The 11,426-nt window shown below is 64.3% G+C and carries 11 protein-coding genes; 1 reads left to right on the top strand and 10 read right to left on the bottom strand.

Translation table 11 applies throughout. From position 1 onward, the window contains the following. Positions 1-65: 65 nt before the first annotated feature. The 3 genes from MTX23_RS09580 to MTX23_RS09570 all read right to left on the bottom strand — a co-directional run bounded on the left by MTX23_RS09580 (position 66) and on the right by MTX23_RS09570 (position 2,692). Entirely contained in the window at positions 66-1,778 is a 1,713-nt protein-coding gene (locus MTX23_RS09580) for a sulfatase-like hydrolase/transferase (protein WP_280976387.1), read from the bottom strand. 298 nt (positions 1,779-2,076) lie between these two features. Beyond that, a complete protein-coding gene (locus MTX23_RS09575) occupies positions 2,077-2,310 on the bottom strand; it encodes a hypothetical protein (protein WP_280976386.1) in 234 nt (77 codons plus the stop codon). Between the two features lie 73 nt (positions 2,311-2,383). Then, positions 2,384-2,692: a lysozyme inhibitor LprI family protein gene (locus MTX23_RS09570; protein WP_280976385.1), complete on the bottom strand. Its 309-nt coding sequence runs from the start codon at positions 2,690-2,692 to the stop codon at positions 2,384-2,386. Between the two features lie 270 nt (positions 2,693-2,962). Here MTX23_RS09570 and MTX23_RS09565 point away from each other — a divergent pair, with 270 nt between their 5' ends. Next, entirely contained in the window at positions 2,963-4,069 is a 1,107-nt protein-coding gene (locus MTX23_RS09565) for a DUF2336 domain-containing protein (RefSeq protein WP_280976384.1), read from the top strand. Positions 4,070-4,192: 123 nt separating this feature from the next. Here MTX23_RS09565 and ilvC read toward each other — a convergent pair whose 3' ends face one another. From ilvC to MTX23_RS09530, 7 genes are all read right to left on the bottom strand, one after another. Next, entirely contained in the window at positions 4,193-5,212 is a 1,020-nt protein-coding gene (gene ilvC / locus MTX23_RS09560; protein WP_280976383.1) for a ketol-acid reductoisomerase, read from the bottom strand. Between the two features lie 152 nt (positions 5,213-5,364). Continuing rightward, the gene (locus MTX23_RS09555) at positions 5,365-5,973 is read right to left on the bottom strand and encodes a LysE family translocator (RefSeq protein ID WP_280976382.1); all 609 of its coding nucleotides are present in this window, start codon (positions 5,971-5,973) and stop codon (positions 5,365-5,367) included. A 7-nt stretch (positions 5,974-5,980) separates the two neighbouring features. Next, a complete protein-coding gene (locus MTX23_RS09550) occupies positions 5,981-6,859 on the bottom strand; it encodes an EamA family transporter (protein WP_280976381.1) in 879 nt (292 codons plus the stop codon). Positions 6,860-6,958: 99 nt separating this feature from the next. Then, the gene (locus MTX23_RS09545) at positions 6,959-7,654 is read right to left on the bottom strand and encodes a class I SAM-dependent methyltransferase (RefSeq protein WP_280976380.1); all 696 of its coding nucleotides are present in this window, start codon (positions 7,652-7,654) and stop codon (positions 6,959-6,961) included. A 3-nt stretch (positions 7,655-7,657) separates the two neighbouring features. Next, entirely contained in the window at positions 7,658-8,200 is a 543-nt protein-coding gene (ilvN, locus tag MTX23_RS09540) for an acetolactate synthase small subunit (RefSeq protein WP_280976379.1), read from the bottom strand. A gap of 187 nt (positions 8,201-8,387) precedes the next feature. Then, positions 8,388-9,374, bottom strand: a complete 987-nt coding sequence (locus MTX23_RS09535; protein ID WP_280976378.1) for a threonine dehydratase — start codon at positions 9,372-9,374, stop codon at positions 8,388-8,390. A 153-nt stretch (positions 9,375-9,527) separates the two neighbouring features. Beyond that, positions 9,528-11,303 (bottom strand): acetolactate synthase 3 large subunit, encoded by a 1,776-nt coding sequence (locus MTX23_RS09530; protein WP_280976377.1) that lies wholly within the window; start codon positions 11,301-11,303, stop codon positions 9,528-9,530. Positions 11,304-11,426: the final 123 nt, after the last annotated feature.

The raw sequence follows: 11,426 nt of genomic DNA, 5'->3' as shown, positions 1-11,426 counted from the left end.
TCGTTCGCAATGACGGGGACGGAGCTGCGCGTACGCCAACAACGCTCTGCGGCCTTGGATCTCGCTTAAAGCCCTTTGATCATGGCGGCATCGATCAACAATCGGTTGAAGCGCCGCGCCTCGGCGCCGTCCTTGCAGGAATAGAAGATGCCGCCGCACCGGAGCATGATGGCCTTCTGCTCCTGGAACGACGGATCGAGCGGAATGCCGGCGGCTTCCTGGATCACCAGCGGCAGATAGGCCGCGTCGATCGTGTCCATCACCGTCGGGCTCTTAACCGGCTCGAAGTTGATGGCGTCGATCGCGTAATAGGTCGCGTAGTAGCGTGGGTCGTAGCCCAACAGCTTCTTGCCGATGCCGGCTTCGTCGAGCTCGGGGTCGAGCAGTTGCGGCGAGAACTCCGGCTGATGGTCGCCATAGCGCACGATCAGGAACGGCTGCGCCGGGAACTTCTTCTTCAGTGCCGCCACGAACCCGGCATAGTCGATGGCGCTCATCGTCTGCCGGCGCAGATATTCGTCGACGAGCGGCGCATTGCCGGGGCGCTTCCATGACGGCAGCAGATCGGGACGGAATTTCGTCTCCCACGGAAAATGATTGGCGGCGAGATAGACGAAGGTGAACAGCGGCGTGCCCGCCGTCTTCTGCTCCGCCATCAACGTCAGCGCCTTGTCGTAGAAGAAGCTGTCGGGCTCGACATCCTTGGCGTGGAGGTCATGCGCGTCATAGAAATGCTGGATGCCGGTTGTCGTCTGAAAGCTGCGCGCGCTCATGAAGCCGCCATACGCCGGATAGAGCGAGAGCGTGTCGTAGCCGCAGCGGCGCAGCGCCAGCGGCAGGCCGCGTTCGACCCGGCCCGAGGCGATGCGGGTGACGAAATAGGCGAAGCGGCCGAATGAGCGTGACGACAATCCCGCGAGCACGTTGTACTCGGTGAACCAGCTCGGTCCGCCATTGCTCTCGGCCAGGAATTTCCGCTCGACCCCATCATAGGACTTGAACTGATTGCCATAGCCCGGCGGCACCTTCACGCCGGCGGCCGCGCGAATGTCGAAGCTCGACTCGTCATGGATCATGATGATGTTCGGTCGCCGGCCGGCGGGATGACAGGCATCGACCAGCGGCACCTTGAGCTCTTCGCTCGCGGTCGCATCCGATTCCATGAAGCCGTCAGCGACGAAATCGGACACCGACGTTACGGCCGAGCGCGCGAATTTCGACAAATAGCCGTCGTCGTAGTAACCGTGCCAGGCCTCGTCCGGCCAGGTGAAGGCATAGGCCGAAAGCGCCGCGGTGCAGGCAAGGCAGGCGGCCACGGCCGGCAGGCGGCGGATGCGGAACGGATCGAGCCACCACAGCGCGTACATCAGTGGCAGCGTGACAAGTCCGGCGCCGATGATCGACCAGCGCAGGGTGGGGAAGATGGTAAGCAGGAACGTCGCAGTGTCGCGGTCGATCACCATCAGGTCGACGAAATTCGCGGTCATCTGGACCACGTCGTGCTTGAACCGCGACAGCAGCACCAGCACCACGACCAGTGTCAGCGAAAGTGCGCCCGACAGTGCCGGCCTGCGCAGCAGCGCGATGAACAGGAAGCTCAGGATCCCCCAGGTGAACAAGAAGCAGATCCGCGAGCCGAAATCGGTCTCGGTCTGCAACATCACGATCAGGGCGCCGAGATGCGGCGCGGCGACCGCCATCAAGCGCCAGATACCGATCGCGACGAGGCCGCCGGCGAGCGCGGCGACAGAGGAATTCTGCTGTGGCGCGGGCGCCATGGGTGGGACGCAATACGAACCCGGCGCAATGCACGGCCTTGGCTGGCGAAGGCCAGGAGGCACACCGCACAGCCGGTACCTGCGCCGTGTCATAAAAACGTAATATAACTGTCATGAACACGCAATGAATTTGGGCGCGCGTCGGTCTGGCGCGCCCTAGATTTTCGCTGCAGGCGTCACGCGCCCTGCGATGCCAGCGATGAGCAGATCGATGATGGCTGCGGCCATCTGCTCGACCTGCATCGCTAACGCCCCGGCGCGGCGCAAGCGGGTTAAGCCCACACGAGCGCCGTACTATTCACACCAAGTGGAACTTGCGGCCAAGCTGGCGATGAACCGACATGACGGCGCGATCGACGTCGCTGATCAGGCTGTCGCCCAACACCACGTTCGGAATCTCCCAGTTGCGGCCGATCCGCACATGCGGCAGCGCGGCGACTGTCGGCACGCGGGCTGTCTCGCATCCGGGATGAGTGCGCAGCGCCTCCTCCGCAAGCAGGGTCAATTCGTTCTGGTTCTTTCCATCGGTCATGACGACGGGTGGTGACTCCGGAAAATGGCTCACTGATGGCCGGGATTTTCCAGTTCGCCGGCGGGCGCTTCCGTCACGCTGTACATGCATTCGCCGGCGTCGATCCGGGCGATGGTCCCTCTCCGAGGTCGTAGTAGAGGCAGTTGGCATCATGGTACTGGATCCACAACCGCTGCGCGGTGCGCAACTGTTCGCGCGGCCCGTCGGCGGCATCCTTGAGCGCTTGCTGGTAAGCGGCGTTCATCCGCTTGTCCCACTCCGCGCCCTTGGCCTTCAGGCACTCGACCATCTCGAACGTGCTGCCGTCGCGGGACTGCGCGGTGCTGCCTTGAGTCTCGGCGCGTGCTGCTGGGATGGCAACGGCGATGGAACCCGCGATCAATGCAGAAATTCGGCGATCAGGCAGCGGTCTTGCAGTGCCCCAGCCGATGTTGGCGGTCGCGCGATCATCGGGGCCAGGATGCCAGCAGGCCGCATCCTAAAGAAACTCTTAAGGCGGATCCTGATCGCCTCGAATGTCCGGGACATCGTTCGCTGCCCGTTAAGGATGCGATGCACCTGCATTTGCGCGAGGTTCCCACTTAACGCAGGTGTAATACCGCGCGCGGCATCGTGCGCGCGGGTGTCATCAACAACAACAGGCTGCCGATCAATGGCGCAACAGCCGGCACAATCGATCATTGCCGAACTCGAAGATGCTGTCCGGGACGGAACGACCGCAAAGCGCGTGCAGACGCTGCGGCGGGTCACCGATCTGTTCCTGAACGACGGCGACCACCTCAACGAGGAACAGGTCAAGGTGTTCGACGACGTGCTCTGCCTCCTGGTCGCACGCGTCGAGACGCGCGCGCGCGCCGAGCTCAGCAAGCGGCTGGCGCCGCTCGACTACGCGCCCTTCGAGGTGATCCAGCACCTCGCCTGGGACGATGACATCAGCGTCGCCGGCGAGGTGCTGACGCATTCCAGCCGCCTCAGCTCCGAGGCGCTGCTCCAGATCGCCGGCACCAAGGGACAGGACCATCTGTTCGCAATCTCGGCGCGGGAGAACCTGCCCAAGCGCGTCACCGATGTGATCATCAACCGCGGCGAAGACAGGGTGATCCGGCGCCTCGCCAAGAACGCCAGCGCGCAGTTCTCCGACGACGGCTATTCCAACATTGTCGCCCGCGCCGAGGGCGACGACGAGCTGATCGAGATCCTCGGCCTGCGCCTCGACCTTCCGGCCAAGCTCCTGCGCGACCTGCTGCGCCGCGCCAAGGATACGGTGCGCGCCCGCCTGCTGGCGATCGCGCCACCCGCGGTGCGGGACGAAATCCAGAAGGTGCTGAACGACATCGCCCAGGCGGGAGCGGCAGCGCCCCGTCGCAACTACGGCGTCGCCGAAGAGCTGGTCAAGCTGATGAAGCAATTGAACGAGCTCGACGACGCCGCGGTCTACAACTTCGCCGAGACCGGCAAGTTCGACGAGGTCACCGTCGCGCTCGCCGTGCTCAACGACATGCCGATCGAGATGATCGAACGGCTGATGCTCGGTCCCCGCTCCGACCTGATCCTGATCCCCTGCCGGTCCGCACGCCTGAACTGGCCGACGGTCGAATCCATCCTGTGCAAGCGGCCGATGACGCATCCGATCGACGAGGTGACGCTCAAGGTCGCTGAGCGGGATTACCGTCGGCTGTCGATGGAAACCGCGCAGCGCACGGTGCGCTTCTGGCAGCTGCACAACAGGCTCGAGAAGCAGCCGATGGCGGTCGGGTAGCCGGGGCTCAATTTCGCGACTTCACAAACGAAAAGGGTGGGCCAGGCGCCGCACGCCTCTGCCCACCCTTCTGCTCTTGGCGCGTCGGGTGGGCATGACGCCGCCCACCCTGCGATGTCGGCCCTAGTTCTTGGTCTTGTCGACCAGCGCGCCCTTCTTGATCCAGGGCATCATGTCGCGCAACTTGGCGCCGACTTCCTCGATCGGATGCGCAGCGAGCTTGGCGCGGGTCGCCTTGAACGAGGTCTGGTTGACCTTGTTCTCCAGCATCCAGTCGCGGGCGAACTTGCCGGACTGGATGTCGTTGAGCACGCGCTTCATCTCCTTCTTGGTCTCATCGGTGACGATCCGCGGACCGGTGACGTATTCGCCGTACTCGGCGGTGTTGGAGATCGAGTAGTTCATGTTGGCGATGCCGCCTTCGTAGATCAGGTCGACGATCAGCTTCACCTCGTGCAGGCACTCGAAATAGGCCATCTCCGGCGCGTAGCCGGCCTCGACCAGCGTCTCATAGCCGCCCTTGATCAGCTCGACCAGGCCGCCGCAGAGCACCACCTGCTCGCCGAACAGGTCGGTCTCGCACTCTTCCTTGAAGGTGGTCTCGATGATGCCGGCTCGGCCGCCGCCGATCGCCGAGGCGTAGGAGAGGCCGAGGTCATGCGCATTGCCGGACGAATCCTTGGCGATCGCGATCAGGCAGGGCACGCCGCCGCCGCGCTGATATTCCGAGCGCACGGTGTGGCCGGGGCCCTTCGGCGCGATCATCAGCACGTCGAGGTCGGGACGCGGGTCGAGCAGGTTGAAGTGCACGTTGAGGCCGTGTGCGAACACAAGGGCAGCGCCCTTCTTCATGTTGTCGTGCAGGTGTTCGCGATAGATGTCACCCTGCAGCTCGTCCGGGGTCAGCATCATCACGAGGTCGGCCCATTTGGCGGCCTCGGCGACTTCCATCACCTTGAAGCCGGCGTTCTCGGCCTTCTTGGCCGAGGCCGAGCCCTTGCGCAGCGCAATCGCCACTTCCTTGACGCCGGAATCCTTCAGGTTCAGCGCATGCGCGTGGCCCTGGCTGCCATAGCCGACGATGGCGACCTTCTTGCCCTTGATCAGGTTCAGGTCGGCATCGCGATCGTAGTAAACTCGCATCGTGGTTTTCCTCGTTTGCAAAGGGGGCCAAAATCGGCCGATGGATCAGGCTATCGGAAGGACAAACCGCCGGCCGCCCGTGAATTTCCGGCGTTGTCTAGAGCATTTTTCCCCTCAGGGGAAACCCCCATCTCGCATGGCGCGGTGCGGCATCATGCGTTCATGAAGACCGGGTAGAGCGAGGCCAGGAGCAGGACGGCCATCACCACGTTGAAGACGCGGATCGCCAGCGGCGAGGTCAGGATCGGCCGCAGCGCGGTGCCGAACATCGCCCAGACGGTGCAGGACACCGTCCCCAGGATCAGGCTCAGGCTGACCTGGATCGCGATGTTCCAGGGAAAGGCGGCAATCGCCGCATAGGCCGTGATGGTGCCGATCACCATCACCCAGCCCTTGGCATTGATCCACTGGAACATGGCCGCGCCCCAGAAGGTCATCGGGCCGCGGCCGGGCTTCGCGTGCTTGTCCGCCGAGGGCGGCTCGGCCATGGCGATGACCGCCGCGAGATAGATCAGGTAGGCCACGCCGGCGTATTTCAGGATCGTCTGCAACACCGGATAGGCGATGAAGACGGCGCCGAGCCCGACGCCGACCGCGCCAACCATGAAGGCGAAGCCGACCGTGATGCCGGCGATATGCGGCAGCGTGCGGCGGAAGCCGTAGGTCAGCCCCGACGACAGCAGCATGATGTTGTTCGGGCCCGGGGTGAAGAACATCACGACGGCGAACGTGACGAAGGCCAGCATCAACGAATTCGACATGATCTCCTCACACGACTTCCGGCAGAGGCTTGGGCGGCCTCGACAGCAGCATCACTGCGATGCCGCCGACAACCGTGATCATGCCCGCGAGCCGCAGCGGCCCGAACTGCTCGCCGAACACGATGCTTGAGGCCGCCGAGCCGACGAACGGCACCAGCAGCGCGAACGGCACCACCTGCGCCGCCGGATGGTCCCGTAGGAGCCGCCCCCAGAGCCAATAGGCGATGCTGGTCGAGATGGCGCCGACGAACAGCATCGAGACGATGCCGCGGGGCGACAGATGCGACAGCGCCTGCCACACCGGCTGCACGCCCAGCGTCAACAGCGACAGGGCGAACAACGGCACCGCCGCGCACAGGCACAGCCAGGCGAACAGGTCGAACATCCGCGCGCCCTGCGCGGGCCGCAGCAGCAGGTTGCCGATCGCGAACGAGATCGGCGAGATCATCAGGATGGCGAAGGCCGTGACGCTGAAATCATAACCGACGGTGCCGCAGATCATCAGCAGACCGATCGCTGATATCGCGATGCCGATCGCCTGCATGCGCGAAGGCAATTCGCCGAACACAAGTGCGGCAAGGCCGATCGTGAACAGAGCCTGGCTTTGCACGATCACGCTGGTGAGCCCGACCGGCACGCCATGTGCTATGGCGATGGATTGCGCCAGGAACTGGCCGAGGAACAGCGTGAAGCTGATGCCGATCAGGAGCGGCCACGAGACCTGTTTCGGCTTGGGCAGGAGCAGGCACGGCATCGCCGCGATGCCGAAGCGCAGCGCCGTCATCAGTTCGGGCGGCAGCTCATCGAGCGCAATCCGGCTTGCGACGAACGCAAGTCCCCAGATCACCGCGACCATGACGGCGACGCCAACATCGGCCGGCTTCATTGTTGTTCTTCTTTTGGTTCGGGTTCGCTCGGTTGGTCGGGATCTCTATCTGAGCATGAACTTTTTGGAAGACCGGTTTCCACTCTTGCGGATCATTCTCTAGATTTGTTCGTCCGGCTTCGGCTTGCGCAGGAGATAGGTGCCGTGCAACGGCGCATGATAATCGGCGGAGACCAGCGTGAAGCCGGTCTCGGTCAGCATCCGCTCCATCACCCAGCCAAAGGTCGAGTATTCGTCGCGCATGTGGGTCATCACGCTGTCGCGCTCGAAATCGTGATTCTTGATCGAGAAGTCGGCCCAGCCCTCGACGTCGCGCTCGACGCCGTCGGGCATGCTGACGAACACCATGTCGCGCAGATAGAAGTTTGCGCCGGGCTTCAGGGCGTTGAAAATCCGCGACACCGCCACCGCCTTCCAGAAATCAGGCAGATGGTGCAGCGTGAACTCGCTGACGATCAAGTCATAGGAATTCGGCTGGTAAGCGAAGGAAAGCAGTCCGGCCGGCTGGGTTCGGATCCGCGCCTTGCGGTCGCGCGCGTAGATGTCGGCGAGCCCGAGCATCGCGGGCGAGATGTCGATGGCGTCGACCTCGGCTCCGAGCAGCGCCGCCTCGGTCGCCAGCACGCCGTTGCCGCAGCCGATATCGGCGATCCGCCAGCCCGGCTTGACGCCCAGCATGGTCAGCGCCTGGCGGGCGCGGAGATCGGCGTCGTCATGCTGGCCATAAATCGAGGCGACCGCGGTATCGAGCCCGACCCGCCGCCGTTGCGTGTAGTACCAGTCGCGCGCCAACATGATTCACATTCCTTCCGGCCCGCGCGTGATGGCGGCCACCCCGGTTCGTGACACCTCGACCAGGCCCAGCGGACGCATCAGGTCGATGAACTGATTGATCTTGGATGAATTGCCCGTGATCTCGAACACAAAGCTCTCAGTCGTGGCGTCGATCACCCGCGCACGGAACGCATCGGCCAGCCGCAGCGCCTCGACGCGGTGATCGCCAGTGCCCCTGACCTTGACCATCGCGAGCTCCCGCTCGATCGAGTTGCCGGTCAGCGTCATGTCGACGACGCGGTAGACGGGGATCATGCGGTCGAGCTGATGCTTGATCTGCTGGATCACCATCGGTGTGCCGGTGGTAACGATCGTGATCCGCGAGAGGTGTTTCTGGTTCTCGGTCTCCGACACCGTGAGGCTGTCAATGTTGTAGCCGCGGCCCGAGAACAGGCCGATCACGCGCGCGAGCACGCCGGGCTCGTTCTGCACGAGCACGGACAGCGTGTGCGTCTCGTTGGGATCGTGGCGCTCTTCGAGGAAGTAGGCGGATGCGGGCTGGTTCATTTTGTGTGTCCCGAACTGATCAGACTCCCTCTCCCCGCCTGCGGGGAGAGGGTTGGGGTGAGGGTGAGCCTCCGCGAGGACGGTGTGAGATGAACCCGCTGAGAGTCCCCCTCACCCGCGCCTTCGGCGCGACCTCTCCCCGCAAGCGGGGCGAGGTGAAAAAAAGCGATCGTCAACAAACTGCACATCACGCCACCGCCCGCTCGGCGGCCGGCGCCGTATCCGTCCCGATCCATGTCCGAAACAGATCGAAATCGATATTGCCGCCGCTCAGGATCAAGCCGACCCGCTTGCCGGCGAGCCTGCCCTTTTCCTGCAGTGCGGCCGCGAGCGCCGCAGCACCGGCGCCCTCGGCGAGGTTATGGGTGTCGGTCCAGTAGGCGCGGATCGCCTGTCGCACCTCATCATCGGTGACCTGCACGATGCGGGATGCGCCGTTGCGGATCAGCGCGAACGCGTCCGGATCCGGAATCCGCGTCGCCATGCCGTCGGCGCGGGTGTTGCTGGTCTCGGTGGTCACGATCTTTCCGGCCGCGAAGGACAGCGCGTAGGACGGCGCTTCGGTCGACTGCACACCGACGATCTCCGTCTTCAGGCCGAGCAGGTCGCGCGCCATGATGCAGCCGCAGATGCCGGAGCCCTGCCCGATCGGCACAAAGAGAACATCGAGATCAGGCGCGGTGCGGAACAGTTCGAGCGCATAGGTCGCAACGCCGAGCACCAGGTCCGGATGAAACGACGGCACCATGTGGAGGCCGGCGAACTGCGCGCGGCGCTCGGCCTCCTCCCGCGCGGCCTGGAAATCCTCGCCGTGCTCGACCAGTTCGGCGCCGAAGGCACGCATGGCGCGGTTCTTCCCCACCGAATTGCCCCGCGGCACGTAGATCACGGCCGGCACGCCGTGGCGGCTCGCGGCAAAGGCAAGGCTCTGGCCGTGATTGCCGCGCGTCGCCGAGATGATGCCCGGCACATCGGGTCGCTCGCGCTTCAGCCGCTCGAGGTAGACCAGCCCGCCGCGCACCTTGAAGGCGCCGATCGGCGTATGATTCTCATGCTTGACCACGACGCGCGTGCCGAGCCGCTCGGCCAACAGCGGCCAGGCATGTACCGGCGTCGGCGGCACCGCGGTGCCGACGATCCGGTGCGCGCGCTCGAGTTGGCTGAGGTCAAACATCCTGTCTTCCCGTCTATCTTCCCTCTCTCGTGTCATCCCCGCGGAAGCGGGGATCCAGTATTCCAGAAGCGTCCGAAAGCGATCGGGACGCCGCGGCGTACTGGATCGCCCGGTCAAGCCGGGCGATGACAATGGAATTTGTGGCCTGCATCATCACACCAGCGCCTTGCCGCCCGCGAACGCGCTCGCGGTGGCTTCGCTGGTCGCCTCTTCCGGCAGCAGCATCTCGTTGTGCGCCTTGCCCGACGGGATCATCGGGAAGCAGTTTTCCAGCGCCGCGACGCGGCAGTCGAACAGCACCGGGCGCTTGATCGAGATCATCTCCCTGATCGCGCCGTCGAGATCGGACGGCTTCATCGCCTGCAGCCCGACGCAACCATAGGCATCGGCGAGCTTGACGAAGTCAGGCAGCGCCTCCGAGTAGGAGTGCGACAGGCGGTTGCCGTGCAGAAGCTGCTGCCACTGCCGCACCATACCCATGTACTGGTTGTTCAGGATGAAGATCTTGATCGGCAACTCGTACTGGACCGCCGTCGACATCTCCTGGATCGTCATCTGCACCGAAGCGTCGCCGGCGATATCGATCACCAGGCTGTCGGGATGCGCCACCTGCACGCCGACCGCGGCCGGCAGGCCGTAACCCATGGTGCCGAGACCGCCCGAGGTCATCCAGCGGTACGGCTCCTCGAAGCCGAAGAACTGCGCCGCCCACATCTGGTGCTGACCGACCTCGGTCGTGATGTAGGTGTCCTTGCCGCGGGTCAGCTCGAACAGGCGCTGGATCGCGTATTGCGGCAGGATGATATCGTTGTTCTTCTTGTAGGACAGCGAGTTGCGCGCGCGCCATTGCGCGATCTGCTGCCACCACGCCTTGATGTCGGGCTTCTTCGCCTCCGTCTTGAACACCTGCAAGAGGTCGCCGAGCACGTTGGCGGCGTCGCCGATGATCGGCACGTCGACGCGGATGTTCTTGTTGATCGAGGACGGATCGATGTCGATGTGTATCTTCTTCGATCCCGGCGAGAACGCATCGACGCGGCCGGTGATGCGGTCGTCGAAGCGCGCGCCGACGCACAGCATGACGTCGCAATCATGCATGGTCATGTTGGCTTCGTAGGTGCCGTGCATGCCGAGCATGCCGAGCCAGTTCGGTCCCGACGCCGGATAAGCGCCCAAGCCCATCAGTGTCGAGGTGATCGGGAAGCCCGTCGCCTCGACCAGCTGGCGCAGCAGCTTGGCGGCTTCCGGCCCCGAATTGATGACGCCGCCGCCGCTGTAGATCACCGGACGCTTGGCGGAGGCCAGCATCGCCACCGCCTTGCGGATCTGCGTCGCGTCGCCCTTCACCTGCGGCGTGTAGGAGACGTGCACGTCCGACTTGCGCGGCGGATGATAGGTGCCGGTCGCGAACTGCACATCCTTCGGGACATCGACCAGCACCGGGCCGGGTCGACCGGAGGTCGCCACGTAGAAGGCTTCGTGCAGCACCTTGGCGAGGTCGTTGACGTCGCGCACCAGCCAGTTGTGCTTGGTGGAGGGCCGGGTGATGCCGACCGTGTCGCATTCCTGGAAGGCGTCGTTGCCGATGAGATGGGTCGGCACCTGGCCGGTGATGCAGACCAGCGGGATCGAATCCATCAGCGCGTCGGTGAGCGGCGTCACCATGTTGGTAGCGCCGGGACCCGACGTCACCAGCACTACGCCGGGCTTTCCGGTCGAGCGGGCATAGCCCTCGGCGGCGTGGCCGGCGCCCTGCTCGTGGCGCACCAGGATGTGCTCGACTTCACTCTGCTGGAAGATCTCGTCGTAGATCGGAAGCACCGCGCCACCCGGATACCCGAAGACATGCTGCACGCCGTGATCGATGAGCGCGCGCACGATCATCGCGGCGCCGGTCATCTGATTGGGATCGTGGCTCTTGTCGGTCATGGTTCGCTCCGGATGCGCTTGTTTTTGCGCGACTTTTGTCGATTCTCTTGGTGCTGCTTCGGGAAATAAAAAAGGGCCCGAGAGGCCCCATGCACACCGCCCGTCTTTGGATGGCCGCTAGCC

The organism is Bradyrhizobium sp. ISRA436, assembly GCF_029910015.1.
GTDB lineage: Bacteria > Pseudomonadota > Alphaproteobacteria > Rhizobiales > Xanthobacteraceae > Bradyrhizobium.
This window is presented reverse-complemented; position numbering and strand designations above follow the sequence as displayed.

Excerpts from the sequence above, each read along its gene's own strand:
- MTX23_RS09580 (WP_280976387.1), bottom strand. The coding sequence starts at position 1,778 with ATGGCGCCCGCGCCACAGCAGAATTCCTCTGTCGCCGCGCTCGCCGGC.
- MTX23_RS09575 (WP_280976386.1), bottom strand. The coding sequence starts at position 2,310 with ATGACCGATGGAAAGAACCAGAACGAATTGACCCTGCTTGCGGAGGAG.
- MTX23_RS09565 (WP_280976384.1), top strand. The coding sequence starts at position 2,963 with ATGGCGCAACAGCCGGCACAATCGATCATTGCCGAACTCGAAGATGCT.
- ilvC (WP_280976383.1), bottom strand. The coding sequence starts at position 5,212 with ATGCGAGTTTACTACGATCGCGATGCCGACCTGAACCTGATCAAGGGC.
- MTX23_RS09555 (WP_280976382.1), bottom strand. The coding sequence starts at position 5,973 with ATGTCGAATTCGTTGATGCTGGCCTTCGTCACGTTCGCCGTCGTGATG.
- MTX23_RS09550 (WP_280976381.1), bottom strand. The coding sequence starts at position 6,859 with ATGAAGCCGGCCGATGTTGGCGTCGCCGTCATGGTCGCGGTGATCTGG.
- MTX23_RS09545 (WP_280976380.1), bottom strand. The coding sequence starts at position 7,654 with ATGTTGGCGCGCGACTGGTACTACACGCAACGGCGGCGGGTCGGGCTC.
- ilvN (WP_280976379.1), bottom strand. The coding sequence starts at position 8,200 with ATGAACCAGCCCGCATCCGCCTACTTCCTCGAAGAGCGCCACGATCCC.
- MTX23_RS09535 (WP_280976378.1), bottom strand. The coding sequence starts at position 9,374 with ATGTTTGACCTCAGCCAACTCGAGCGCGCGCACCGGATCGTCGGCACC.
- MTX23_RS09530 (WP_280976377.1), bottom strand. The coding sequence starts at position 11,303 with ATGACCGACAAGAGCCACGATCCCAATCAGATGACCGGCGCCGCGATG.